The organism is Lentzea flaviverrucosa, assembly GCF_003350445.1.
Lineage (GTDB): Bacteria > Actinomycetota > Actinomycetes > Mycobacteriales > Pseudonocardiaceae > Lentzea > Lentzea californiensis.
Window position 1 is genome coordinate 325,072 of sequence record NZ_QQAU01000002.1, and the last position, 26,401, is coordinate 351,472.

A 26,401-nucleotide genomic window follows, 5' to 3' on the forward strand; every position below is an offset into this window, starting at 1 on the left:
CCTCAGAAGTTGATCATGTGCCCGGCCAGGCCGTGCACCGCTTCCTTGACGGCCTCGCTCAGGGTCGGGTGCGCGTGGACGTTGCGCGCGACCTCGTGGACGGTGAGGTCCCACTGCTGCGCCAGCGTGAGCTCGGGCAGCAGCTCGGTCGCCTCGGGGCCGATGATGTGGCCGCCGAGGAGTTCGCCGTGCTTGCCGTCGCTGATCAGCTTCACGAACCCGCCGGGCTCGGCCAGGCCGTGCGCCTTGCCGTTCGCGGTGAACGGGAACTTCGAGACCTGGACGTCGAAGCCCTTCTCGCGTGCCTGCTTCTCCGTGTAGCCGAACGAGGCGATCTGCGGCTGGCAGAACGTCGCCCGCGGGATCATCACGTAGTCGAGCTCCATCGTCTCGGCACCCGCGATGGTCTCCGAGGCGATGATGCCCATGGACTCGGCGGTGTGCGCGAGCATCAGCTTCGCGGTGACGTCGCCGATGGCGAAGATGTGCGGCACGTTGGTGCGGCCGCGGCCGTCGATGTCGATCGCGCCGCGCTCGGTCAGCTTCACGCCGGTCTTCTCGAGGCCGTAGCCCTCGACGCGCGGCACGAACCCGATGGCCTGCATGACCTTGTCGGCCTCGAGGACTTCCTCGGCACCGTTCTTCGACACGGTGACGCGGACCTTGGGGCCGGACTCGTCGATCGACTCGACGCGGGTGCCCAGGCGCACGTCGACGCCCAGCTTCTTGTAGCGCTTGAAGAGCTCGGCGGACACCTCTTCGTCCTCGAGCGGCACCATGCGGTCGAGGAACTCGACGATGGTGACCTTCACGCCGTAGTTGTGCATGACGTAGGCGAACTCGACGCCGATCGCGCCCGCACCGGCGATGATGATCGACTCGGGCAGGTCCTCGGTCATGATCTGCTCTTCGTAGGTCACGACGCGGTCGGACTTCTGCGTGTTCGGCAGCATCCGGGTCGTGGCGCCCACGGCGATGATCGCGTGGCCGAACGTGATCGTCTCGTCCCCGACGGTCAGCGTGTGGTCGTCGGTGAAGTCGGCCCACCCGTTGTACTCGGTGATGCCGTTCTTCTTCATGAGGAAGTGCACGCCCTTGACGCGCCCGTCGGCGACCTTGCGGCTGCGCTGCCACGCGGCGCTGTAGTCGAAGCTGACGGTGCCCTCGACCTTGATGCCGAACGTCTTCTGCTCGTGCGTGAAGAGGTGCGCGAGCTCAGCGTTGCGCAGAAGAGCCTTCGAGGGGATGCAGCCCACGTTCAGGCAGACACCGCCCCAGTACTTCTCCTCCACGATGGCGGTCTTCAGCCCGAGCTGAGCCGCACGGATCGCGGCGACGTACCCGCCGGGACCCGCACCCACGACGACGACATCAAAGTGTGCGCTCATAAGCACAACCTAGCTCCCGAGCTGCTCCCGCAAGAACTCAACCGTCCGTTTCCAGGCGTTCGCGCGGGCGTGCGCGGTGGCCTGCGGAGCACCACCACCCGAGAAGGTGACACCGGGGCCCGGATAGGTCACGTCGGTGGCCGGCCGGTGCGGCGGGCCGGCGATCAGGTGTCCTGCCTCGGGATACACGACGTGCTCGTACGGGAACGGGTGGTCGTGGTCCTTCAGCCGCCGCAGCGCGACCTCGCTGAGCTCGGTGCTGGGCCACCCGTCGTCCTGTCCGGACGAGATGAGCAACACACCCCCGCCGATCCGCTCGACGGGGATCTCGGTGTCCTCCGGGATGCCGTCCTCGGTGCTGAACGCGAGCCTGAGCGGCACCGGTTCACCGTTGACGATCCGCGCGCGCAGCTCGTCGCCGATCTCGTAGGGCAGGTAGGGCAGCGGCTCGCCCTTGAGGGTCCACGACGCCGCCTCGTACGAGAGCTTCTGCAGCAGGTTGGCGCCCGGTCCGATGCCCTGCGTCACCACACCGCTGCCGACCACGCTCACGACCGCGCTGACCTGGGAGTACGTGGAGCCGACGAGCAACGCCAGCTCACCGCCGCGCGATCCGCCGACGACACCGATCTCGCCGGCGTGCTCGGAGAGGAAGTCGATGGCCTTGCCGAAGTACTCGAGCGGTACGTCGACGAGGTTCTCCGGCAGGCCCTTCAGGCCGAAGTAGCCGAGGGCGAACGTGACGAACCCGTGCGCGGCCAGCAAAGCTGCGTCAGCCTCCTGAAGGCCGCCTTCGGACCCGCCCAGCACGACGACGCCCGGTAGCGCGCCACCGTCGTCCTCAGGGGCGAACAGCGTGCCGACCAGACCGTTCTCCCGGACCTCCAGCCGCACGACGCCCTCGGGGACGGACTGCCGGTCGAGCACGCGGTCCCCCACGCCCTCGACTGAGAGGACCGTGGGGCCGGCCTTGCCGCCGGTGCGTTCCAACGACCAGAACAGCCCCATCGGGTCGACGCCGCGATAGCTGCCATCGACTGGTGCGTGCCGCGTGAGATCTACGACTCCACGGTCGTCCGCCTCGAACACGGCACGAGAGGCGCGATCACCGGTGGAGAGCTGCACGGTGATCGACTGGCCGGGTTTCAGCCCGGCGACGACCACGTCGACCGGGTGGTCGAGGGGCGCTGTCTGCGGACTAACCAGGATCTCGGCCACAACGCGCCCCTCTCACGTCGGATTACCCGCCTGCGAGCCGTTCCGCCCGGTCCGCGGCGGCGAGTGCGTCCACCATCGCGTCCAGGTCCCCGTCGAGCACCTGGTCCAGGTTATGCGCTTTGTACCCAACCCGGTGGTCGGAGATGCGTGATTCGGGGAAGTTGTAGGTCCTCACCCGTTCACTGCGGTCGACGGTGCGGATCTGGGTGCGCCGCGCGTCCGACTGCTCCTGCGCCTTCTGCTCCTCGGCGAGGGCGACCAGCCGGCTCTGCAGCACCTGCATCGCGCGCGCCTTGTTCTGGAGCTGGCTGCGCTCGTTCTGGCAGGAGGTGACGATGCCGGTCGGCAGGTGCGTGATACGCACGGCGGAGTCGGTGGTGTTGACCGACTGACCACCCTTGCCGGACGACCGGTAGACGTCGATCCGCAGGTCCTTCTCGTCGATCTCGACGGCGGCGGTCTCCTCGGCCTCCGGGAAGACGAGGACACCGGCCGCGGAGGTGTGGATGCGCCCCTGCGACTCGGTGACGGGCACCCGCTGCACGCGGTGCACGCCGCCCTCCCATTTCAGCCGGCTCCACACCCCGTCCGGAACAGGGCTCTTGGTCTTGATGGAGACGGTGACGTCCTTGAACCCGCCGAGGTCGGAGTCGGTGCCGTCGAGCATCTCGACCTTCCACCCCTGGCGCTCGGCGTACCGGGTGTACATGCGCAGCAGGTCCCCGGCGAACAGCGCGGACTCCTCGCCGCCCTCGCCGGACTTGATCTCCAGCAGCACGTCGTCCCCGTCGTGCGGGTCGCGCGGCAGCAGGAGTTCGGTGAGCTTCTCCTCCAGCCTGGGGAGCTGCTCCTCGATCTTGTCGACCTCTTCCTGGAACGACCTGTCCTCGGCGGCGAGCTCCTTCGCCGCCCCCAGGTCGCTCTTGACCTGCTCGATCTCCCGCGCCGTCTGCACGATGGGCCCGAGCGCGGCGTACCGCTTGCCGAGCTTGCGCGCCCCCGCCTGGTCAGCGTGCACGGAGGGATCGGCGAGCTTCTTCTCCAGCTCGTCGTACTCGGCGAGCAAGCTGTCCAGCGACTGCGACACGTCTCCTGCTTTCGTTGTGTTTCCCCGGAAACGGCGACGGCGCCCGCCCCGGCCAGAAGGCCGAGGTCAGGCGCCGTGAAAGCAGCTACTTGTTGCGCTTGCCGTAACGCGCCTCGAAGCGCGCGACGCGACCACCGGTGTCCAGGATGCGCTGCTTGCCCGTGTAGAACGGGTGGCAGTTGGAGCACATTTCGACGCGAACCTCGGAGGCCGAGGTGCTGCGCGTCGTGAAGGTGTTCCCGCAGCTGCAGGTCACTTCGGTGGGGGTGTACTCGGGGTGGATGCCAGTCTTCAAGATCTTGTCCCTTTCAAGGATGGCCGCCGGGTCCCAGTTGGTGAACGGGTGAACCGGAGCCGGACTCGACCGTTTAGTTTGCCAGACCGTCCAACACGGGCGTGAACGCGGTTGTTCCCGAGGCTGATCGGTGGCTTATGTCACAACCGCTTAACCGCCGTGATACGCCGTTCGGCGCAAGGTGTCGCCGCTCGACCAGATACGGCTCCATGTTGTTGGACGGCGTCCATCAGACTGTGTGCCGTGTTCTGCACCGCTGAGCGGCCGATGAACCAGCCCATGTGGCTGGCACTGCCGTTCCTCTTCTCCGCCGCCGTGCTCGGCCTGATGGGGTCGGCAGGGCTGCTCACTGCTTCCTGGACCACGGTGCCGCTGTCGCCGGTCGTGTCGGGAGCCGGGGTGGCCGTGGCCGCCGCCGTCTCCGGCGGGGTGCGGTGGAGGCGGGGGTGGCAACGGGCCTGGCTGCGGTGGCCCTACCTGGCCGCGGTGCTGGTGCTGGGAGTCGTGGTGGGCGCGGTGGAGGTACCCGTGCTGGCCGCGACCGTGGTCGGGGTGCCGGTGCTGCTGGGGCTGGTGTTCCAGCTGCTGGTGCAGAGCGACGAGAACCGTCAGGCCGCCGGCTGCCGTTGAGGTGGCCCGGACCGGCATTCGAGTGAAGAGCGATGAAAAAGCCCCCGCTGACCTGCAGCGGGGGCTTTTTCACGTGAAACTCACACGGCGTCAGTCCTGCTCGGCGCCCGGCGTCGTCTTCGCGACCTGCATCAGGAACTCGATGTTGGTGCGCGACTTCCGCAGCCGGTCCAGCAGCAGGTCGATCGCCTGCTGACCGTCGAGCGCGTGGAGCACCCGGCGCAGCTTGTGCGTGACGGCCATCTCGTCCGGCGAGAGCAGCAGCTCTTCCTTGCGAGTGCCCGACGAGTCGACGTCGACGGCCGGGAACGTCCGCTTGTCCGCGATCTTCCGGTCGAGCTTGAGCTCGGCGTTACCCGTGCCCTTGAACTCCTCGAAGATCACCGAGTCACCGGCGGAGCCGGTCTCGACCAGCGCGGTGGCGATGACGGTCAGCGAGCCGCCGCCCTCGATGTTGCGCGCGGCACCGAGGAAGCGCTTCGGCGGGTAGAGCGCGGTCGAGTCGACACCACCGGACAGGATGCGGCCGGAGGCCGGTGCCGCCAGGTTGTACGCACGACCCAGACGCGTGATCGAGTCGAGCAGCACGACGACGTCGTGGCCCATCTCGACCAGGCGCTTCGCCCGCTCGATCGCGAGCTCGGAGATGGTCGTGTGGTCCGACGGCGGCCGGTCGAAGGTGGAGGCGATGACCTCACCCTTCACCGAGCGCTGCATGTCGGTGACCTCTTCCGGACGCTCGTCCACCAGCACCACCATGAGGTGGCACTCGGGGTTGTTCGTCGTGATCGCGTTCGCGATCGACTGCAACACCGAGGTCTTGCCGGCCTTCGGAGGCGACACGACCAGGGCGCGCTGGCCCTTGCCGATCGGCATCACCAGGTCGATGACACGGGTGGTGAGGATGTGCGGCTCGGTCTCCAGGCGCAGACGCTCGTTCGGGTAGAGCGGCGTCAGCTTGGTGAAGTCCGGGCGGTTGCGCGCCTCTTCCGGGTCCAGGCCGTTGATCTTGTCGACGCGGACCAGCGGGTTGAACTTCTGGCGCTGCTGCTCCCCGTCGCGCGGCTGGCGGACGGCGCCGGTGAGGGCGTCGCCACGGCGCAGGCCGTACTTGCGGACGAGCGAGAGCGAGACGTAGACGTCGTTCGAGCCGGCGAGGTAGCCGGAGGTGCGGACGAACGCGTAGTTCTCCAGCACGTCCAGGATGCCCGCGACCGGGAGCAGGACGTCGTCGTCGCGGACCTCGGTCTCGCGGTCGACACGACCGCCGCCACCCTGCTCGTCGCCGCGGCCACCGCGGCGGCGGCGGTCGCGGAAGCGGCCACGGCGCCCACCGTCGTCGTCCCCGTCGGGCTGGCCGCCACCCTGGCGGTCGCCTCCGCGGTCACCGCGGTCGGAACGCTCGCCGCGGTCGCGGTTGCGGTCACGGCCACCGCGCTCGTTGCGGTCGCCACGGTCACCCCGGTCGCCACGGTCACCGCGGTCGGAACGCTCGTTGCGCTCGCCCCGGTCCTGGCGTTCTCCCCGGTCCTGGCGCTCGCCGCGCTCGGAGCGCTCAGCACGCTCCGGCCGGTCGGTGCGCTCGGCGCGGTCGGTCCGCTCGGGACGCTCAGTGCGCTCGGGACGGTCGGTCCGCTCAGCACGCTCGGAACGCTGCTCCTGCTGCGGCTGGCTCTCGCCCTCGGCGTTGCCGCCGCCACGGCCGGAACGGCGGCGACGGTTTCCACGGCGCCCCCCGTCCTCGGACGAGCGGGAGTCGTCAGACGCGCCGGACTCGGCGGCAGCGGGCTTCTCCGCTACCTCGAGCTGCTGCTGAACAGGCTTCTCGGCGACCTTTTCGGTCACCTTCGCGGCGGGCTTTTCGGCGGGCGCCTCGGCCTTCGCGGCGACCTTCTCGGTCTTCGCGGGCTTCTCGGCTTTCGCCGGGGCTCCGGAGCCCTGCTTCTCCTTGATGGCCGCGATCAGGTCGCCCTTGCGCAGGCCTGCGGTTCCGGTGATGCCCATTTGGCCGGCGAGCTCGCGCAACTCAGCGAGCACCATGCCGGACAGACCCGCGCGGCGGCGCGGCGTCGTGCCGTTCGATGGGGTGGACAGAGCGTTCTCCTCGGCTCCAGAACCAGCGGCAGCTGCGACTTCGCTGCTCAGCAAATCGGTGTTGGTCACACAAGTCCTTCCTGACCAGGCCCCGCCTCCTACGTGGCCCAGCGGACCCGCCTTCCCACTTCAGCGGGGAACGGCGGTCAAGTCCGATGAAGACGGAAGCACGACGGCTTCCCTCGAGCACGGGACTTTTCTCAGATCACGGCGATCGGGTGCCTTTTCGCGTCCGCCCCGCCCGCACGGCACAGAGCCGGAACACAAAAGGATTGCGACCCGGAACGAATGTCCGAGCGCGACACCGGCGCCCGTGCGCGCAGTGACTGATCGCCCCCGAGGGTAGACGCAGGTCCCCCGGCATGCAACAACCGGGGTCGGGCGTGTCAGTCCAATGGACGAACGCGCACGCCGGCGGCGTCGACGTCGAGTCTGCGCACGTCGAAGCCGTGCGTGTCGACCTCGGCCGGAAGATCACCGAAGGCGATCACGGTGGGTCCCGCTCCGCTCACGCAGGCGGGAACTCCCAGCTTGCGAAGATCGTTGATCACCCGAACGGTGTCCGGCCATGCGGGCTCGCGGTAGTTCTGGTGGAGTCGATCCTCAGTAGCCGCAAGGAGAACCGTCGGATCGGACGTCAGCGCGTGCACCGCGAGGGCAGCCCGCCCCGCGGCGTGCGCGGCGTCGGCGTGCGGCACTTCGGCCGGGAGGAGGCCGCGCGTGGTCTTGGTGGACGACTCCTGCGAGGGGATCAGCACGACCGGACGCACGCGTGCGTCCGCATCCATCCGGACAGCGCGGTAGCGCTCTCCTTCGGACCACGCGACGACGACTCCGCCGAACAGGGAGGCCGCCGCGTTGTCCGCGTGCCCCTCGAACTCGGCGGCGATTTGCAACGCCGCCGTGTCCGGCTCGCGACCCTGCAGGGTGAACCCGGCTACGACACCCGCCACGATCGCGGCGGCCGACGAGCCCAGCCCCCGTGCGTGCGGGATGGTGTTGCGGCACCTCAGAGCCAGGCCACCGGTGTAGCCGGTGGCGCGGACGGCCCGCACGACGAGATGGGTCTCGTCGAGCGGGACATCGCCTGATCCGGCACCGTCCACGGTGACCGAGAGGCCGTCGACGCCTTCGCCGCCGGCCACCTCCACGTCGTCGTACATGCCGAGCGCCATGCCCAGCGCGTCGAACCCCGAACCGAGGTTCGCGGTCGACGCGGGGACGGAGACGAGGAACTTCACGCCAGCTCCAGCGCGTGCGCGACGGCGCCGGGGTCGACCGGGACCGGCTCGACCTCGGTGGTGCCGAGCAGTGCCGTGTCGGGGTCCTTCAGACCGTGACCCGTGACGGTGCACACAACGGTGGAGCCCTTCGGCAGCCTGCCGTCCTCGGCGGTCCTGAGCAGACCGGCGATGGACGCGGCCGACGCGGGCTCGACGAAGATGCCCTCGGACGAGGCCAGCAGCCGGTACGCGCTGAGGATCTGCTCGTCGGTGACGGCGTCGATCAGGCCGCCGGAGGAGTCACGGGCGTTGACCGCGCCCGTCCACGACGCCGGCGAGCCGATCCGGATCGCGGTCGCGATGGTCTCCGGGTTCGGCACCGGCTGACCGCTGACCAGCGGAGCGGCGCCCGCGGCCTGGAAGCCGAACATGCGCGGCAGGCCCTTGTCGTACGACGTGTAGCCCTTCCAGTACGCGGTGATGTTGCCCGCGTTGCCGACCGGCAGGCAGTGCACGTCCGGCGCCTGGCCGAGCACGTCGCAGACCTCCCACGCGGCGGTCTGCTGACCGACGAGGCGCACCGGGTTGACCGAGTTCACCAGCGTGACCGGGTACTCGGCCGCGGTCTTCGACGCCAGCTCCAGGCAGTCGTCGAAGTTGCCGTCGATCTGCAGGATCTTCGCGCCGTGCATGACGGCCTGCGCGAGCTTGCCCATCGCGATCTTGCCGCTGGGCACCAGCACGGCCGCCGTCAGCCCCGCCTTGGCCGCGTAGGCCGCGGCGGACGCCGACGTGTTGCCCGTGGAGGCGCAGATGACCGCTTTGAGGCCGGAGGCGAGCGCGTACGTCATGGCCACGGTCATGCCGCGGTCCTTGAACGAGCCGGTCGGGTTCGCGCCCTCGACCTTGACCCAGACGTCGGACCCGGTGGCGGCGGAGAGGCGCTTCGCGTGCACCAGCGGCGTGCCGCCCTCGTGCAGCGTCACGACCTCGGCGCCCTCGGGGATCTCGATGCGGTCCCGGTAGGCGTTGATGAGACCGGGCCAGCCAGCTCTAGAAGCGCTCACTCTTCGCCCTCCACCCTCATGACGCTGACGACGTCCCGCACCACGGGGAGGCCACCGATTTTGTCCACAGTGGACCGCAGCGCGGCGTCGGTCGCCGCGTGCGTGACGATCACCAGGCTGGCGTCCTCGATGCGACCTTCCTGGCGCACCGCGGCGATGCTCACGTCGTGCTCGGCGAAGACCGCGGCGACCTGCGAGAGGACACCGGGCTTGTCCGCCACGTCGAGGCTGATGTGGTAGCGGGTGGGCGTGTTCCCCATGGGCTGCGCGGTGAGCGCGGCGTAGGCAGACTCGCGCGGACCGTGCCCGCTCGCGACCATGTTGCGCGCCACGGCGACCAGGTCGCCGACGACCGCGCTCGCCGTGGGGGCGCCACCGGCACCCTGCCCGTAGAACATCATCTCCCCCGCCGCGTCGGCCTCGACGAACACCGCGTTGAACGCGCCGTTGACGCTCGCCAGCGGATGCGTCCTGGGGATCATCGCCGGGTGCACTCGAACGGCGACTGATTCCTGACCGGACGGACTGGTCACGCGCTCGCAGATCGCGAGCAGCTTCACCGTGCGGCCGAGGCCCTTGGCCGCCGCGATGTCCGCCGCGGACACCGCGCGGATGCCCTCGCGGTACACGTCCGACGCCGTCACGCGCGTGTGGAACGCAAGGGACGCAAGGATCGCGGCCTTCGACGCGGCGTCGAACCCGTCGACGTCCGCGGTCGGGTCGGCCTCGGCGTAACCGAGCCGCGAGGCCTCTTCGAGCGTCTCGCTGTACCCGGCGCCCGTGGCGTCCATCGCGGACAGGATGAAGTTCGTCGTGCCGTTCACGATGCCCATGACGCGCGTGATCCGGTCTCCCGCAAGGGATTCCCGCAAGGGGCGCAGCAACGGGATCGCGCCGGCGACGGCGGCCTCGAAGTAGAGGTCGGCACCGGACGCGTCGGCCGCCTCGAACAGGTCGGGGCCGTGCTCGGCGAGCAGCGCCTTGTTCGCCGTCACGACGGACTTGCCGCCCCGCAGCGCTTCGAGCAGCAGCCCGCGCGTGGGGTCGATACCGCCGATGACCTCGACGATGACGTCCACGTCGGCGCGCTTCACGAGCGCCTCGGCGTCCGTGGTCAGGAGGTGCTCCGGCACTTCACGGTGTTTGTTCGGCCTGCGCACGGCGATGCCCGCGAGCTCAACCGGCGCACCGATGCGCTGGGTGAGGTCCTCGGCCTGGTCCGTCAGCAGCCGGACTACCTCCGTGCCCACCGTGCCACATCCCAGCAAGGCGACCCGAATCGGTTTCACGGCTTTCATACCTCCAGACGGAACAGATCGTCCTCGGTCTCACGACGCAGCAGCAGCCGCGCCTCTCCATCGGTCACCGCGGCTAGCGCGGGCCGTGGAAGTCGGTTGTACCCGCTCGCCATCGAGTAGCAGTAGGCCCCTGTGGCAGCGATCGCAACCAGGTCGCCCGGCGCCAGGTCGTCGGGCAGCCAGCAGTCGCGCACGACGATGTCGCCGGACTCGCAGTGCTTGCCCACGACACGGCACAGCACGGCCCTCGACTCGGGCTCGGAGGCGCGCGACACGAGCTTGCAGTCGTAGACCGCGTCGTACAGAGCAGTGCGGATGTTGTCGCTCATGCCGCCGTCGACGCTGACGTACCGGCGCCGCGCGCCACCGTCGAGCTCGATGTCCTTGATCGTGCCGACCTCGTACACGGTGACCGTGCCGGGGCCGACGATCGCGCGGCCGGGCTCGACCGCGATGCGAGGCATGCTCAAGCCGTTGTGCTCGCACTCCTTCTGCACGATGTTGTGCAGCTGCCGCGCGAGCTCGGCGGGAGGGGGCGGGTCGTCGTCCGGCGTGTAGGCGATGCCGAGACCGCCGCCGAGGTCGACGACGTTCAGCGACGGGACCTCGCCGTGCTCGGCGCGGATCTCCGCGAGCAGGCCGATCACGCGGCGCGCGGCGACCTCGAAGCCGGACGCGTCGAAGATCTGCGAGCCGATGTGGCTGTGCAGGCCGACGAGCTCGAGGCCACTGGCCTTCAGCACGCGGCGCACCGCCTCGGCCGCGTCACCGGAGGACAGCGAGAAGCCGAACTTCTGGTCCTCGTGCGCGGTCGCGATGAACTCGTGCGTGTGGGCCTCGACGCCGACCGTCACGCGGATCAGCACCTTCTGCACCACACCGCGGTCGCGCGCGATCTGGTCGAGGCGCGCGATCTCGTGGTACGAGTCGAGCACGACCCCGCCGACGCCCGCCTCGACGGCCGCGATCAGTTCGGGAACGCTCTTGTTGTTGCCGTGCAACGCGATGCGCTCGGCCGGGAACTCGGCGCGCAACGCGATGGCGAGCTCGCCGCCGCTGCAGACGTCGATGGAGAGGCCCTCTTCGGCCACCCACTTCGCGACCTGCACGCTCAGGAACGCCTTGGAGGCGTAGTGCACGAGCGTCGGGTCGCCGAACGCCTCGGCGTGCTCGCGGCAACGCGCACGGAAGTCGTGCTCGTCCATGACGAACAACGGGGTGCCGTACTGCTCGGCGAGCCCGCGCACGTCCACGCCCGCGAGCTCCACGACACCCGAATCGTTGCGCTGCGCGTTGCGCGGCCACACGTTCGGGTGCAGGAAGTCGAGCTGTTCGGCGGTGGAAGGGCGGTCGCCGGCGGTGGTGCCGGATGCCATGACGTCGGCGTGCCGGGGTCCGGCCGGATGCGCGCGCATCACATGCGCTCCGGGGCGGTCACGCCGAGCAGGCCGAGGCCCGCGGCGAACACGCGCCTGGTCGCGTTGACGAGTTGAAGCCTGACCTGGTGCAACGGAGTCGTCTCCTCATCGCCGCGCGGAAGGACGCGGCAGTCCTGCTGGAAGCGGTGGTACGTGCCCGCGAGCTCTTCGAGGTAGCGGGCGACGCGGTGCGGTTCACGCAGCTCGGCGGCGGTGGCCACCACTCGCGGGAACTCGCCGATGGTGCGGATGAGGTCGCCCTCGCGCTCGTGGGTGAGCAGCGCGAAGTCCTCACCCGGGGTGATGCCGAGATCAGCGGCGTTGCGCAGGATCGACGACGTGCGCGCGTGGGCGTACTGCACGTAGTAGACCGGGTTCTCGTTGCTGTGTTTGCGCAGCAGGTCGAGGTCGATGTCGAGGCCGGAGTCGACGCTCGAGCGGATCATGGCGTAGCGGGCGGCGTCGACACCGACCGCGTCGACCAGGTCCTCCATCGTGATGACGGTGCCCGCGCGCTTGCTCATCCGGACGGGCTGGCCGTCGCTGACGAGGTTCACGAGCTGGCCGATCAGCACCTCGACGCTGGCGGGGTCGTCGCCCAGGGCGGACGCGGCGGCCTTGAGGCGTGCGATGTAGCCGTGGTGGTCCGCACCGAGCATGTAGATGCACAGGTCGAAGCCGCGGCCCCGCTTGTCGACGAGGTACGCGATGTCGCCCGCGATGTACGCCGGGTTCCCGTCGCTCTTGATGACGACGCGGTCCTTGTCGTCACCGAAGTCCGTGGACCGCAGCCACCAGGCGCCGTCCTTCTCGTACAGCGAGCCGTTCGCCTTCAGCTTCGCGATCGCCTCCTCCACGCGGCCGCTCCGGTGCAGCGAGTCCTCGTGGAAGTAGACGTCGAAGTCGGTGCCGAAGTCGTGCAGGCTGCTCTTGATCTCCTCGAACATGAGCCCGACGCCGATCCTGCGCACCGTCTCCGGGTCGCTGAGCGCTCCCGGCTCGCGGCGCAGCACCTCGGCGGCGATGTCGCTGACGTACGTGCCCGCGTAGCCGTCCTCGGGGGCGAGCTCGCCCTTCGCGGCGGCGATCAGCGACCGGACGAACCTGTCGATCTGCGCGCCGGCGTCGTTGAAGTAGTACTCGCGGGTGACCTCGGCACCGCGGGCCTGCAGGACCTTGCCCAGCGCGTCGCCGACGGCCGCCCAGCGGGCGCCGCCGAGGTGGATGGGGCCAGTGGGGTTCGCCGAGACGAACTCCAGGTTGATCCGCTTGCCGCCGAGTTCGGCGCCGGTGCCGTAGCCGGGCTCCAGCGCCGCACGAACGATCGCTCCCTGGGCCTCGGTGGCGATGGTGAGGTTGAGGAAGCCGGGACCGGCCACGTCGGCCTTCGCGATGGCGTCCTGGGCCAGCAGGGCCTCGGCGAGCCACGTCGCGAACTCGCGCGGCGCGACACCCGCTTTCTTGGCGAGCTGGAGCGCGACGTTCGTGGCGTAGTCGCCGTGTTCGGGGTTCCTGGGTCGCTCGACCGTCACCTGCTCGGGCAGAGCAGAGGCGTCCAGACGTCGGTCGGCCAGCAACCGGGCAACCGTGGTCCGGACCAGATCGGCGAGCACTTCAGGAGTCACGCCCCGAGAGTCTAGAGAAGCGTTGTCGCAGGTCTCGACCGGGTTACCGGGTCTCGGAGGGTGAGACGGCAAGTGTTAACGCGCACGTGGTATCGCACTGCGCTGACAGTGATCAGACACGATGTCCCTACACTGGCGCCGGTTGACCAGGACGACATCTGAGGCGGACATGACCAGCGGCAAGAAGACGAAGGCCACACGCAACAGCGTGGCCGCAGCCCGTTCCTCGGTGGTGGCGAGCAAGCCGAAGCCGTGGGGCACGATCCTCGCGGTGATCGCTGTGCTGGCCCTCGCGGGCGGTGTTTTCGGATATGCGTACATGCAGATCCACGAGAACAACGTCAAAGAGGCCGCCCTGGCCAAGTGGAAGCCCTCGGACACGAACAAGGACCCGTCGACCGCGCTCGCGGGCATCGTGACCAAGGAGTACAAGGGCTCCCGCCACGTCGAGCCGACCCAGCGCGTCGCGTACGACCAGACTCCGGCCTTCGGCGGCCCGCACGACGCCCAGTGGGCCGACTGCACCGGCGTCGTCTACGACAAGGCCGTGCGCACGGAGAACATGGTCCACGGCCTGGAGCACGGCGCCGTGTGGATCGCGTACAACCCCGACCAGGTCAAGGACGACGCGCTCACCAAGCTGAAGGCCAAGGTCGAGGGCATCCCGTACATGATGCTGTCGCCGTTCCCCGGCCTCGACAAGCCGATCTCGCTGCAGTCCTGGGGCCACCAGCTGAAGCTCGAGAAGGCCGACGACGAGCGCGTCGACCAGTTCATCTCGTCGCTGCTGCGCAACCCGAACACGTACCCCGAGGTCGGCGCGTCCTGCGAGAACACGGCGTTCCTGTCGAACCCGGCCCCGTTCGTGGCCGAGAAGCCGGGCGCCGACGCCGTGCCGATGGACGGTGGCAAGGACGACTCCGTCACCGAGGGCCAGCCCCAGACCCCCAGCACGCCGCCCGCGTCGGGCTCCGCCTCGACGCCGCCGTCGAGCTGATGACCCTGCCCGAAACCGGCGAGGTGTCCGGCCGCCCCTCAGGGGTGGTCCGGACCCTCGTCATCGGCGCAGCGGTCCTCGCCGTGCTCCTGCTGGGCGCGGCCGTGGGCCTGCTCGTGAAGCTCCCCGGCTCCACCTCGACCGCCGCGGCCCCGGCCTCCGGCTCCGTGGACGTCGGGTTCTGCCAGGACATGTCCATGCACCACCTGCAGGGCATCCAGATGGCGAACATCGCCAGGGACCGCTCGGCCAGCCCGGAGATCCGCCAGCTCGCGTTCGACATCTCCTCCACCCAGCTCGAACAGGTGGGGCGGATGAAGGGCTGGCTGATGATGTGGAACGAGCACGAGCAGAACCTCTCCGGCGTCTACATGAAGTGGATGGACGCGGCGGGAGTGCACGGCCACGGCGCCACCACGCCCGAGGCCGGCAAGCCGATCATGCCCGGCATGGCCACGACGGACGAGCTGACCAAACTGCGGACCATGCCCGCCGGGGACGCGTTCGACGTGTACTGGCTGCAGCTGATGCTCCGCCACCACATGGGCGGAGCCCCGATGGCCGAGTACGCCTCGTCCGCCGGCGGTCAGACGTTCGTCCGCACACTGGCCGACAACATGCTGAAGTCGCAGTCCGCCGAGACCGACCTGATGAAGGACTACCTGGCGAAGCGCGGAGCCGCCCCGCTGCCGTAGCCCGGTGCCGCCGATCAGTCCGCGAGGGCCGTTCCCACTGGTGTGGGGCGGCCCTTTCGCTTGTCCGCGGCGGGGGACCGCCGACGCAAGCCGAACACCCTCGCAAGGCAACGGCCCGCACGGCAGGCGACCCCTCCGCTAGAACCGGCGCCAGCCACCGCAACAGGCCCCGCGCGGTGCCACCAGACACCCGCCAACGCAAAGCAGCCACGTACGAGTCCTGGCGTGGCGATGCGAAGCGAGCCGTCCGAACCTAGGGCGCCGGGCAGCGGTTCGGGCCCTTCAAGGCGATTGGGGCTTTACCTTGAGTGGGCGGGATGCTCCCCTCATGGGCACGGCCAGGCGCCTTTCAGCCCGGCCTTTTCCGGCCGTCTAAGCATCCCGCCAGAGGCTCAAGGTCAAGCCCCAATCGCAACCCCGCGCAGTTCCGTCACGACCTGACGGACCACCCTCGCAAGGCGACCTCTCACACGGGAACGCGACCAACCCCGCTGGAACGCGACAACCGCACGCAAGCCGACCCGCACACCTCCGTTCACCCATGGACAACCGCCTACCTCCGAGTAACGTAGGTCACACCTACTGGGAGGTAACCCATGACCGTCGACGAGCGCGCGGCCAGGCAGGTCGCCGAACAAGCACGGGAAACCCGCTGGCAGCGACCGAGTTTCGGCAAGGAGCTCTTCCTCGGTCACTTCCGCATCGACCTCATCCACCCGCATCCGAGTGGCACCGCCGAGGACCGCGAACGCGGCGAGGCGTTCCTCGAGAAGCTCCGCGAGTTCACCGAGTCCCACATCGACAACGCCGTCATCGAACGCGACGCGCAGATCCCCGACGACGTCCTGAAGGGCCTCAAGGACCTCGGCGCGTTCGGGATGAAGATCAAGCCCGAGTACGGCGGCATCGGCCTCACCCAGGTCTACTACAACAAGGCCCTCATGCTGGTGGGCAGCGCGAGTCCCGCGCTCGGGGCCATGCTCTCCGCCCACCAGTCCATCGGCGTCCCGCAGCCCGTCGCGATGTTCGGCAGCCCTGAGCAGAAGCAGGAGTTCCTGCCCCGGTGCGCCAAGGGCGAGATCACCGCGTTCCTGCTCACCGAACCGGACGTCGGCAGCGACCCGGCGAGGCTCGGCACCATCGCCACGCCCGACGGCGACGACTACGTCCTCGACGGTGTGAAGCTCTGGACCACCAACGGCGTCGTCGCCGATCTTCTAGTCGTCATGGCACAGGTGCCGGGCAAGGGCATCACGGCGTTCGTCGTGGAAGCGGGCGCCGAGGGCATCACCGTCGAGAACCGCAACGCGTTCATGGGCCTGCGGGGCTTGGAGAACGGCGTGACGCGGTTCCACCAGGTCCGCGTGCCCAAGAAGAACGTCATCGGCCGGGAAGGCGCCGGGCTCAAGATCGCCCTGGCCACCCTGAACACGGGCCGTCTCAGCCTGCCCGCCCTCTGCGCGGGCAGCGCGAAGTGGTGCCTCAAGATCGCGCGCGAATGGTCGAGCGAACGCATCCAGTGGGGTCTGCCGGTCGGCAAGCACGAAGCCGTCGCCGGCAAGATCGCCTACATCGCCGCGACCGCCTACGCGCTGGAAGCCGTGCTGGACCTCAGTTCCGAGCTCGCGGACGCCGGCAAGCACGACATCCGCATCGAAGCGGCGCTCGCCAAGCTCTACGCGTCGGAGAAGGCCTGGCTGGTGGCCGACGAACTGGTCCAGATCCGCGGCGGCCGGGGTTACGAGACGGCGGAAAGCCAGGCGGCGCGCGGGGAACGCGGCATCGCGGCCGAGCAGGTCCTGCGGGACCTCCGCATCAACCGGATCTTCGAGGGCTCGACGGAGATCATGCACCTGCTGATCGCCCGCGAGGCGGTGGACGCGCACCTCAGCGTCGCCGGCGACATCATCGATCCGGACGCCGACCGCAACGCGAAGGTGAAGGCAGCGGCCAAAGCAGGCGGCTTCTACGCCAAATGGCTGCCCACGCTCGTCGTCGGCAAGGGTCAGACCCCGGCCGGCTACACGGAGTTCGGGCCGCTCGCCAAGCACCTGCGGTTCGTCGAACGGTCGGCGCGCAAGCTGGCGCGGCAGACGTTCTACGCCATGTCGCGGTGGCAGGGGAAGATGGAGCGCAAGCAGCGCTTCCTGAGCCGGATCGTGGACATCGGGGCCGAGCTGTTCGCGATCAGCGCCGCGTGCGTGCGGGCCGCGCAGGACGAGAACCCCAACGCCCAGGCGCTCGCGGACGCGTTCGCCAAGCAGGCGCGGATCCGGGTCGACGAGCTGTTCGAGAAGCTCTGGAAGAACACCGACGACAGCGACCAGGTGCTGGCGAAGCAGGTCCTCGACGGCAACTACGCGTGGGTCGAGGAGGGCGTGGTCGACTCGTCGATCCCAGGCAGCTGGATCGCGGACTCCACGCACCACGAGTCGACGGCGGACAACGTCCACCGGCCGACACCTCGATAGCTCCGTTGCTGCACTGGGCAGGCTGATGGTGGTGCGGGCGCGGCACCTGCCCAGTGCACGGCCGGTAGGGGGCTACGTCCCCCGCATCCCCCTACCGGCTCCCCTTGCAACGGAAGGACACAACCCTCCAGGAGGAGGTGCCGGTAACGCTAAGCCACAAAACACCGTTAACAGTTACGACAATTGAGTGAACTACCAGGTGAGGGGTACTCAACTACTCTCAGAGAGTTACTGCAAATACCCATTCACGAGCGGCTTCGAGGCCCATCGCGATGGCCCCGGAGAGCACCGCGCCGTCTCCGAGCGAGCCCGCCACGATCCGCGGCGCCAACGGTGTCATCGTGCGCAACGCGGCTTCCAGCGGCTCCAGCAGCAGGTCCACGTTCGACCCGACGCCACCCCCCAGGACGACCAGTTCCGGGTCGATCACCGCGGTGACGGCGGCCACGAGGAACGCCAGCCGTTCCGCTTCCAGCCGCACGACCGCCAGAGCATGGACGTCACCTTTTCGCGCGAGTCCGAACACTTCACGCGCCGTGCGCGCCGTCAGTCCGCGCTCCCGCGCCAGTGCCACCACGGATCCCGCCGACGCGGCGTCCTCGAACTGTCCACGACGGACGTCCGAAGCGGACTTCCCGTACGGCAGGAAGCCGACCTCACCGGCCGCCCCGTGCGCACCGCGGAACAGCGTGCCGTCCACGACGATCCCCATGCCGACGCCGGTGCCCACCGTCGCGCACACGAACACGCGCGCGTCCCGTGCCGCCCCGTAGACGTGCTCGCCCAGGGCGGCCAGGTTCGCGTCGTTCTCCACGACCATCACCGGCCCGAGCGACGCCTCCAGCCCGTCGAGGACACCGTTCGACTCCCAGCCGGGCAGCTGCGGCGCGTGCCGCACGACCCGTGACCGCTGGTCGACCACCCCGGGGCTGCCGATCACCTTCACCAGGACGTCCGTGAGAGCGATCCCAGCATCGGCCACCGTCCGCTCGGCCAGGCCGGTCACCGTGCGCACCACGGCGGCGGCCGAGCGGCTGCGGTTCCGTTCGTCCACGCGGGCCACCACGGACCCGCCCAGATCGGCCAGCGCCACCCGGATGCGCTCGCGGCCGATGTCGACGCCCAGCACGTACCCGGCGGTGGGGTTCGGCTCGTAGACGACGGCCGACCGGCCGGGACCCGACGTCGTGCGGCCGGTGGGACGCACCAGGCCATGGCGTTCGAGGTCTGCCAGCGCCTGTCCGACCGTCGGCTTGGACAGCCCGGTGTCCTTGGCGATCTGGGGACGCGTGGCCGCACCCGAACGGCGCAGCCGGTCGAGCACAGCGCGTTGGTTGAGCACGCGCATGCCCGCCGGTGTACCCACCTCTGGCGGCTTGCGGTCGCTCACCTGGCGATTCTAGATCTTGATCGACTCGACTCGCGCGCCACTGTGGAGAAGACAGGTTGCGCGACAATTCCCGTCCACTCCCTTGACAACGATGTCACGTGCCGAAAAGGTCCCCACCAAAAGGGGCAGGCTAGGCGGCGGAAGGGTTGCAATGAGGCAACTGGGGAAGAGACGAACCAGAACTCTGGTGAGCGTTGCGATCACTGCGACACTGGTGTGTGGCGTCACCAACGGCTACGCGGCCGCCGCACCAGAGGAGCCAGGAGTGGGTTTTACGTCGTCCTTTGAGGACGGTCAACCACAACCGTCGTGGTCCAGCACCGTCGAGACCGACGCGTCGGGCAACCCGAAGTCCGCGGGCGTGATCGGCTCGGACGGCACGAGCGGCATCCCCGGCAACGTCGCCGACCAGGCGATCGCGGTGAAGGCCAACGGCGAGAACGCGGAGTCGAACGAGTTCGCGGTGAACCTCAACGACCTCAACGTGAACTCCAAGTGGCTGGTCTTCGCCACCACCGGCTGGGCGACGTACGAGTTCGCGGCGGCCCAGGACATCAAGAGGTACGCGCTGTCCTCGGCCAACGACTCGCCGGAGCGCGACCCGAAGAACTGGACGCTGCAGGGCTCGGACAACGGCACCGACTGGACCGTGGTCGACACCCGCACCGGCGAGACGTTCGCCGAGCGTTTCCAGACCAAGACCTACGACATCGCGGCGCCGCGGGCGTTCAAGCACTTCAAGCTCGACATCACGCTGAACAACGGCTCCACGAACATCGTGCAGCTCGCCGAGTGGCAGCTGTCCGACGGCTCCACGACTCCGCCCGCACCGAACATGCGCAGCGTTGTCGGCGCCGGCCCCACGGGTGGTTACACCGCCAAGGGGCGTGCCGGCTGGACGGGCGTGAAGGCGTTCCGCGCCCAGGGCAAGCACACGACCGAGGGCCGGGCGTACAGCTACAACAAGGTCTTCGACGTCGACGTCCCGGTCAACGCCAAGACCGAGCTGTCGTACATGATCTTCCCGGACTTCGTCACCGACAACCTTAACTACCCGAGCACGTACTCGTCGGTCGACCTCGCGTTCTCCGACGGCACCTACCTGAGCGACCTCAAGGCCGTCGACCAGCACGGCGCGACGCTGTCGCCGCAGGGTCAGGGCGCGGGCAAGTTCCTGTACGCCAACCAGTGGAACAAGGTGGCGTCCACGATCGGCGCCGTCGCGGCCGGCAAGACGATCAAGCGGATCCTGGTCGCCTACGACGGTCCCAAGGGCCCGACGGAGTTCGGCGCCTGGTTCGACGACATCCGCGTCGGCGACGTCGTCACCAAGCAGTACGCGAAGCCTTCCGACTACGTGCTGACCACGCGGGGCACGAACTCGAACGGCTCGTTCTCGCGGGGCAACAACTTCCCGGCGACCGCGGTGCCGCACGGCTTCAACTTCTGGTCGCCGATGACCAACGCGGGTTCGATCTCCTGGTTGTACGAGTACCAGCAGCGCAACAACGCGCAGAACCTGCCGACGTTGCAGGCGTTCACCACGTCCCACGAGCCCAGCCCGTGGATGGGTGACCGCCAGACGTTCCAGGTCATGCCGTCGGACAAGGCCCCGACGCAGGACCGCGCGCTGCGGGCGCTGCCGTTCAGGCACGACAACGAGGTCGCGAAGGCGCACTACTACGGCGTGACCTTCGAGAACGGCATGAAGACCGAGATCGCGCCGACCGACCACGCGGCGGTCTTCCGGTTCACGTTCGCCGACACGGGCGAGAAGAACCTGGTGTTCGACAACGTCAGCAACCTCGGTGGTCTCACGCTGGACGCGGCGAACGGCGTCGTCACGGGCTACTCGGACGTCAAGAGCGGCCTGTCGACCGGTGCGACCCGCCTGTTCGTCTACGGCAAGGTCGACAAGGCGGTCACGGCGAGCGGCAGGCTCACCGGCGCGGGCCGTGACAACGTGGGCGGTTTCTTCTCGTTCGGCGACAAGACCGTCGAGCTGCGGATCGCCACCTCGCTGATCTCCGTCGACCAGGCGAAGTCGAACCTGGGGCAGGAGGTCTCGGCGTCCGACACGTTCGACGCCGTGCGCGACCGCGCCCAGGCCGCGTGGGACAAGATCCTCGGCATCATCTCGGTCGAGGGCGCGTCCGAAGAGCAGCTGATCACGCTGTACTCCAACATGTACCGGCTCTACCTCTACCCGAACTCGGGCTTCGAGAAGGTCGGCGACAAGATCCAGTACGCGTCCCCGGTGTCGCCGCCGGTCGGTGAGACCACGCCGACGAAGACCGGCGCGAAGATCGTGGACGGCAAGGTCTACGTCAACAACGGGTTCTGGGACACCTACCGCACGACCTGGCCCGCCTACAGCCTCTTCACGCCGTCCAAGGCGGGCGAGATGGCCGAGGGCTTCGTCCAGCAGTACAAGGACGGCGGCTGGGTCTCGCGCTGGTCCTCCCCCGGTTACGCGGACCTGATGACGGGCACGAGCTCCGACGTGGCGTTCGCGGACGCGTACCTGAAGGGCGTCTCGAACTTCGACATCAAGGCCGCCTACGACGCCGCGGTGAAGAACGCGTCCGTCGTGCCACCGAGCAACAACGTCGGCCGCAAGGGCATGGACCGGTCGATCTTCCTCGGCTGGACCGGCAACGACCAGCTGCACGAGGCGTGGTCGTGGGCGATCGAGGGCTACCTCAACGACTTCGGCATCGCGTCGATGGCGAAGGCGCTGCACGAGAAGACGGGCGAGAAGCGGTACGCGGAAGAGCACGAGTACTTCCTCAACCGCGCCCAGAACTACGTGCTGACGTTCGACAAGCGGATCGACTTCTTCCAGGGACGCAACGTCGACGGCTCGTGGCGCGTCGAGGACCCGGCGAAGTACAACCCGCAGGACTGGCGCTACGACTACACCGAGACGAACGGCTGGAACATGGCGTTCACGGTGCCGCACGACGGGCAGGGTCTCGCGAACCTGTACGGCGGGCGGGACAAGCTGGCGCAGAAGCTCGACTCGTTCTTCACCCTGCCGGAGACCGCGAAGTTCCCCGGCGGCTACGGCGGCGTGATCCACGAGATGATCGAGGCGCGGGACGTGCGGATGGGCCAGTACGGCCACTCCAACCAGCCGTCGCACCACATCGCCTACATGTACAACTACGCGGGCAAGCCCTCCGGCACCCAGGAGAAGGTGCGCGAGATCCTGTCGCGCCTGTACGTGGGCTCCGAGCAGGGCCAGGGCTACGCCGGCGACGAGGACAACGGCGAGATGTCGGCCTGGTACCTCTTCTCGGCGCTGGGCTTCTACCCGCTGCAGATGGGCAAGCCGGCCTACGCGATCGGTTCGCCGCTGTTCACCAAGGCGACCGTGAAGCTGGAGAACGGCAAGAAGCTCGTCATCAACGCGCCGAAGAACAACGCGAAGAACATCTACGTGCAGGGCGTGAAGGTCAACGGCAAGGCGTGGAACAAGACGTCGCTGCCGCACGACCTGCTCTCGGCCGGCGCCACGATCGACTTCGACATGGGTCCCAAGCCGTCTGCCTGGGGCACGGGCGTCAACGACGTGCCGGACTCGATCACCAAGGGTGACGCGGTCCCGACGCCGCTGCGGGACGTGGCTTCGGGCGTTGCGGTCGGTGCTTTGGCCGACAACAACTCCTCGACCTCCGCGGTGGTCCGCTCGTTCGACTTCAAGGCCGCGGACGCCAAGGAGAAGGCGGAGTTCTACACGCTGACCAACGGCAAGACGGGCACGTCGCCGTCGGCGTGGGAGCTGAAGGGCTCCTACGACGGCAAGACGTGGTCGACGGTCGACAAGCGTTCCGGTGAGAACTTCCAGTGGCAGCAGTACACCCGGTCGTTCAAGATCGCCTCGCCGGGCCGGTACAACTTCTACCGGCTGGAGTTCTCCGGCGACGTGACGCTGGCCGAGTTCGAGCTGATGTCGAAGCCGCTGCCCGCCGCCACCACCACGGTGACGGGCACGGTCAGCGGTCCGCTGCAGGTCAAGGGCGTGACCTATGTGGACGGTGCCACGATCAGCGGCCCGGTGACGGTGCAGAAGGGCGCCACGCTCTACGTCTTCGGCGGCGAGATCAAGGGCCCGCTGTCGGCGTCGGACGCGGCCTCCGTCGTGCTGGTCGGCGCTCGCGTGGGCGGTCCGGTGACGGTCCACGGTTCTTCCTCGGAAGTCGCGGTGGAGAACTCCTCGGTCGGTGGCCCTGTGTCACTGACGTCGAACAAGACCAGGTCAGTCGTGGCGGCCACCTCGGTCGGCGGACCGTTGTCCTGCACGGGCAACGACCCGGCGCCGTCGAACAACGGCTTCGCGAACGACGTGAAGGGTCCGAAGGCAGGACAGTGCGCTGGGCTGTAACGCGCAACTGACCTTCACGCAGACGAGAAGGGCCGCGTTCCGTCACGGAACGCGGCCTTTCCCGTTCACCTGAAAGGATCTATCCCTTTCAGACATACTTCGATGAGATCTTGGCAGTTCGCGCGCGTGACTGGGGAGGCTGTTGTGGTGCCGTTCGAACGAGGCCGCGTGTGGGTGGCGGTGCCGCGACCCAGGCTCCCGGTCATTCCGTCACGAACCGGCGCGCAGTCCACCAAGGACGGGATCCGCGACCTGCCCGGCTCACCACGAAAGCTCCCGGCACCGCTGCGCTGACGAGCCGCCCTCGACCTGCAGCGTCGCGTGCTCGATGTGGTACTTGGTCGCCAGCAACGACTGCGCGGCCTTGAGCACGTTCTCGTGGTCCGCCTCCTCCGCGGTCGTGAGGTGAGCCGAAGCCACCTCCATACCGCTGGTGAGCGTCCAAACGTGCAGGTCGTGCGCCTCGGCGACACCGGGGATCTCCGTGAGGGCGGCCTGCATCTCCGTCACGTCCAGCCGCTCCGGCGCGTGCTGGAACAGGATGTGCAGCGCGTTCTTCGCGAGGCTGTACGTCCGCGGCAGCACCCAGACACCGATCAGCACACCCATGATCGGGTCCGCGTACTTCCAGCTCGTGGTGATCGTGATCAGCGCGGAGATGAGCACACCGACCGACCCGATCAGGTCAGCGAGCACCTCGAGGTACGCGCCCCGGACGTTGATGCTGTCCTTCGCGCCCTCCTTGAGGACGCTGAAGCTGACGAGGTTGGCCGCAAGCCCCAGCGTCGCCGCGATCAGCACCGGCCATCCCGGCACGCTGGGCGGGTCCTGGAACCGGCCGACCGCCTCGTAGATCACGTACCCGGCCACCCCGAAGAGCAGCACGGCGTTGGCCAGCGCGGCCAGCACCTCAGCCCGGTAGAACCCGAACGTGCGGTTCTTCCCGGCCTTGGCCCTCCTGGCGACCATGATCGCGGCCAGGGCCATGCCGACCCCGAGCACGTCGGTGAGCATGTGCGCGGCGTCGGAGATCAGGGCGAGCGAGGACGTCGCGAACCCCACGACGAACTCCACGACCATGAAGACCGCACCGATGCCGAACGCGATCCAGAGCTTGCCGACGTGCTGCCCGCTCGCCGAAGCCGATCCGTGTCCATGGCCGTGACCCATGCTTCGGAACATATAGCGACATGCGCATGAGTGCAATCCGAAGTATTCCTCACCAGGGCTCTTGGTGACGGAGGCCACGCCCAGCGGTTCAGCAGGGGTAGGTGTGAAACACGGTCGCGCGAGTGCGCTAGGATCTTCCACATAGCTACGGCCCCCGTAGCTCAGGGGATAGAGCACCGCCCTCCGGAGGCGGGAGCGCAGGTTCGAATCCTGCCGGGGGCACCGAAGTCGAAGGCGATTCGTGTTCGCGGAAAGCGCGAACCGGGTCGCCTTCGGGCGTTTTCTGGGGGCCGAGCCCCCAGACCCCAGCCGGGGGGCAAGCCCCCGGACCCCCGCAGGTGGCCGGGACCGTTTGCGCGTCGCCCTGCCGCGACACCATGCAGACCTGCTCACCACGAGCAGAGCGTTGCCTCGGTCAGGGTGGTGCGACACAGCCTCCCGAACCTGGTCCTCGAAGGCCGCGCGTCCAGCGGAGGAAAGCTCGCAGGCCCCGTTCTCTGGAGCTGGCAGGATGCGGTGCAGGGGAGTCGTGCTCGTCGGACGCGCGTTCCCTTTCCCGGCCCGAGGATTGGACGCAATGGGACGCTCGTCGGTGTTCACCTTCCAGTACATCGCCATCGACACGGAGGCTGGTGTCACGCCGGAGGAGTTCGAGACCTTCGTGCGTGATGAAGGTGTTCACCTGCCTTTGTACCCGGGGTGGCGGTGGACTCTGCTGCGCGGGTTGCGCGGAGAGCGGACCGGGCAGTACCTGATGTTGTACGAGATCGAGAGCGCCGAGCAACGCGACCGCTACGTCACAGCCCGGGGTGAGCAGACCGAGTTGGCTCGGCTGTTCTGGGCGCAGCGCCCCGAGGCGGAGCCTGTGCTGGCGCGATGGCGGCGGCTGGGCACGTACGGTGAGCTGCCGACGTTGTTCACCGACTACCGGCTGCTGGCCGACAATCCGCGGAGCACGGTCACGCCCGGCCCCCGCTACCGCGCTCGTCCGGGGGAAGAGCCCGTCGCCCGGGTCGTCGGGATCCACAACCTGGCGTTGCGCGCCGGTGTGACCGAGGAGATGTTCGACCGCTTCATCGCCGAGAACCACCACCGGATCGACGACTACCCGGACTGGCGGTTCCACGTGCTCAAGGGCGAGCGGGGCAACCGCCTCGACCAGTACGTGATGATGATGGAGATCGCGAGCCTGGACGCGCTGGACGTCTTCTACCCCGAGCCCGACATCGCCACCGGCGAGGCCGCGGAGTTCGCGGCCGCCCACCGCGACACCAAGCAGATGTACGAGGAGTGGAAGCAGCTGGCCTCGTTCTCGGGCTCGCCGCAGATCTACACGGACTACCTCGCGGTCGCGGAGAACCCGGCGTAGCCCCGCACGACCGGGACTGGCCCTGGGCCAGCGTGCCGGGCCACTACGAAAGCGCCGAGCCCTCTCCGGCCTGAAGCGAGCCAGGCTCCACCCCAGCCCAACGGGCCAACGGCGTCGAACGCTGCCCTGCCGTACTCAGCGGGGGGCAACGAGCGGTGACACCCAGACCGGGCACGCACAGGCTTCCCGAACACGCGCAAGGCGCAGATCGGCGCGCCTTGCGCGTCCCGGTACAGTGCTGGGCGGCCACCGCAGGCGGCCGCCCAGCAACTGATCAGGCCTTTCGGCCCGAATCTGTCTACTTTCAAAAGAACAAGTGAGTTCTTTCGTGATGGCGCGACGAGCGCCAGCCGAGCGCCTCTGCCCTGCTCGCTCGACCGCAGGCGAGCCTCAAGCTTGAAATGTCTGCAAGCTGACAGCAGGCGAACCGTAGATGACGCCGCCCCAGTCGGGCAGCAACGGCACCAAGGCCGGGATCAGGGCCATAACAAGCGCGAGGGCCACAGTGAGTTGCTTCACGAGCCGGAACGCTAACACCTTGGAGTTCGCCCATTCCATTGGGTTGAGCTTAACCCAAGG

Annotated in this window: 19 protein-coding genes and 1 tRNA gene; 7 read left to right on the forward strand and 13 right to left on the reverse strand. The window is 68.6% G+C overall.

Translation table 11 applies throughout. From position 1 onward, the window contains the following. Positions 1-2 precede the first annotated feature (2 nt). The 4 genes from lpdA to rpmE all read right to left on the reverse strand — a co-directional run bounded on the left by lpdA (position 3) and on the right by rpmE (position 3,988). Entirely contained in the window at positions 3-1,388 is a 1,386-nt protein-coding gene (gene lpdA / locus DFR72_RS07650; RefSeq protein WP_090066636.1) for a dihydrolipoyl dehydrogenase, read from the reverse strand. Positions 1,389-1,397: 9 nt separating this feature from the next. Then, on the reverse strand, positions 1,398-2,606 hold the full coding sequence (locus tag DFR72_RS07655; RefSeq protein ID WP_090066637.1) for an acyl-CoA thioester hydrolase/BAAT C-terminal domain-containing protein: 1,209 nt from the start codon (positions 2,604-2,606) through the stop codon (positions 1,398-1,400). A 22-nt stretch (positions 2,607-2,628) separates the two neighbouring features. Beyond that, on the reverse strand, positions 2,629-3,693 hold the full coding sequence (gene prfA, locus DFR72_RS07660; RefSeq protein ID WP_090066638.1) for a peptide chain release factor 1: 1,065 nt from the start codon (positions 3,691-3,693) through the stop codon (positions 2,629-2,631). 85 nt (positions 3,694-3,778) lie between these two features. After that, on the reverse strand, positions 3,779-3,988 hold the full coding sequence (gene rpmE, locus DFR72_RS07665; RefSeq protein WP_030480430.1) for a 50S ribosomal protein L31: 210 nt from the start codon (positions 3,986-3,988) through the stop codon (positions 3,779-3,781). A gap of 243 nt (positions 3,989-4,231) precedes the next feature. On the opposite strand from rpmE, the gene DFR72_RS07670 reads away from it, so the two are divergent. Further along, positions 4,232-4,618 (forward strand): hypothetical protein, encoded by a 387-nt coding sequence (locus DFR72_RS07670; RefSeq protein WP_090066639.1) that lies wholly within the window; start codon positions 4,232-4,234, stop codon positions 4,616-4,618. A gap of 90 nt (positions 4,619-4,708) precedes the next feature. Here DFR72_RS07670 and rho read toward each other — a convergent pair whose 3' ends face one another. From rho to argS, 6 genes are all read right to left on the reverse strand, one after another. Then, complete coding sequence (gene rho / locus DFR72_RS07675; RefSeq protein ID WP_090066640.1) at positions 4,709-6,781, reverse strand: transcription termination factor Rho; 2,073 nt, start codon at positions 6,779-6,781, stop codon at positions 4,709-4,711. Between the two features lie 317 nt (positions 6,782-7,098). After that, positions 7,099-7,953, reverse strand: coding sequence for a homoserine kinase (gene thrB, locus DFR72_RS07680; RefSeq protein ID WP_090066641.1), 855 nt, complete (start codon positions 7,951-7,953; stop codon positions 7,099-7,101). Beyond that, on the reverse strand, positions 7,950-9,002 hold the full coding sequence (gene thrC, locus DFR72_RS07685; protein ID WP_090066642.1) for a threonine synthase: 1,053 nt from the start codon (positions 9,000-9,002) through the stop codon (positions 7,950-7,952). The genes thrB and thrC overlap by 4 nt, the downstream gene beginning before the upstream one ends. Beyond that, complete coding sequence (locus DFR72_RS07690) at positions 8,999-10,300, reverse strand: homoserine dehydrogenase (protein ID WP_090066643.1); 1,302 nt, start codon at positions 10,298-10,300, stop codon at positions 8,999-9,001. Before DFR72_RS07690 ends, thrC begins: the two co-directional genes overlap by 4 nt. Then, complete coding sequence (gene lysA, locus DFR72_RS07695) at positions 10,297-11,715, reverse strand: diaminopimelate decarboxylase (protein ID WP_090066785.1); 1,419 nt, start codon at positions 11,713-11,715, stop codon at positions 10,297-10,299. The genes DFR72_RS07690 and lysA overlap by 4 nt, the downstream gene beginning before the upstream one ends. Next, entirely contained in the window at positions 11,715-13,343 is a 1,629-nt protein-coding gene (argS, locus tag DFR72_RS07700) for an arginine--tRNA ligase (protein WP_090066644.1), read from the reverse strand. Before argS ends, lysA begins: the two co-directional genes overlap by 1 nt. 169 nt (positions 13,344-13,512) lie before the next feature. Here argS and DFR72_RS07705 point away from each other — a divergent pair, with 169 nt between their 5' ends. From DFR72_RS07705 to DFR72_RS07715, 3 genes are all read left to right on the forward strand, one after another. Next, the gene (locus DFR72_RS07705; protein WP_090066645.1) at positions 13,513-14,340 is read left to right on the forward strand and encodes a DUF3105 domain-containing protein; all 828 of its coding nucleotides are present in this window, start codon (positions 13,513-13,515) and stop codon (positions 14,338-14,340) included. After that, on the forward strand, positions 14,340-15,035 hold the full coding sequence (locus DFR72_RS07710) for a DUF305 domain-containing protein (RefSeq protein ID WP_090066646.1): 696 nt from the start codon (positions 14,340-14,342) through the stop codon (positions 15,033-15,035). The genes DFR72_RS07705 and DFR72_RS07710 overlap by 1 nt, the downstream gene beginning before the upstream one ends. Positions 15,036-15,631: 596 nt before the next feature. Next, positions 15,632-17,506 (forward strand): acyl-CoA dehydrogenase family protein, encoded by a 1,875-nt coding sequence (locus DFR72_RS07715; protein WP_090066647.1) that lies wholly within the window; start codon positions 15,632-15,634, stop codon positions 17,504-17,506. A gap of 220 nt (positions 17,507-17,726) precedes the next feature. On the opposite strand, the gene DFR72_RS07720 is transcribed toward DFR72_RS07715, so the two are convergent. After that, a complete protein-coding gene (locus DFR72_RS07720; protein WP_245982630.1) occupies positions 17,727-18,896 on the reverse strand; it encodes an ROK family transcriptional regulator in 1,170 nt (389 codons plus the stop codon). A gap of 151 nt (positions 18,897-19,047) precedes the next feature. Between DFR72_RS07720 and DFR72_RS07725 the strand changes: the two genes are divergently transcribed. Beyond that, the gene (locus DFR72_RS07725; protein ID WP_090066648.1) at positions 19,048-23,283 is read left to right on the forward strand and encodes a GH92 family glycosyl hydrolase; all 4,236 of its coding nucleotides are present in this window, start codon (positions 19,048-19,050) and stop codon (positions 23,281-23,283) included. A gap of 261 nt (positions 23,284-23,544) precedes the next feature. Here DFR72_RS07725 and DFR72_RS07730 read toward each other — a convergent pair whose 3' ends face one another. Further along, positions 23,545-24,453 (reverse strand): cation diffusion facilitator family transporter, encoded by a 909-nt coding sequence (locus DFR72_RS07730; protein ID WP_090066787.1) that lies wholly within the window; start codon positions 24,451-24,453, stop codon positions 23,545-23,547. Positions 24,454-24,603: 150 nt separating this feature from the next. Between DFR72_RS07730 and DFR72_RS07735 the strand changes: the two genes are divergently transcribed. After that, positions 24,604-24,675, forward strand: a tRNA-Arg gene (locus tag DFR72_RS07735). A gap of 355 nt (positions 24,676-25,030) precedes the next feature. Then, positions 25,031-25,822 (forward strand): hypothetical protein, encoded by a 792-nt coding sequence (locus DFR72_RS07740; RefSeq protein ID WP_090066649.1) that lies wholly within the window; start codon positions 25,031-25,033, stop codon positions 25,820-25,822. Positions 25,823-26,212: 390 nt separating this feature from the next. On the opposite strand, the gene DFR72_RS45385 is transcribed toward DFR72_RS07740, so the two are convergent. Next, on the reverse strand, positions 26,213-26,380 hold the full coding sequence (locus DFR72_RS45385) for a hypothetical protein (RefSeq protein WP_170176167.1): 168 nt from the start codon (positions 26,378-26,380) through the stop codon (positions 26,213-26,215). Between the last annotated feature and the right edge of the window lie 21 nt (positions 26,381-26,401).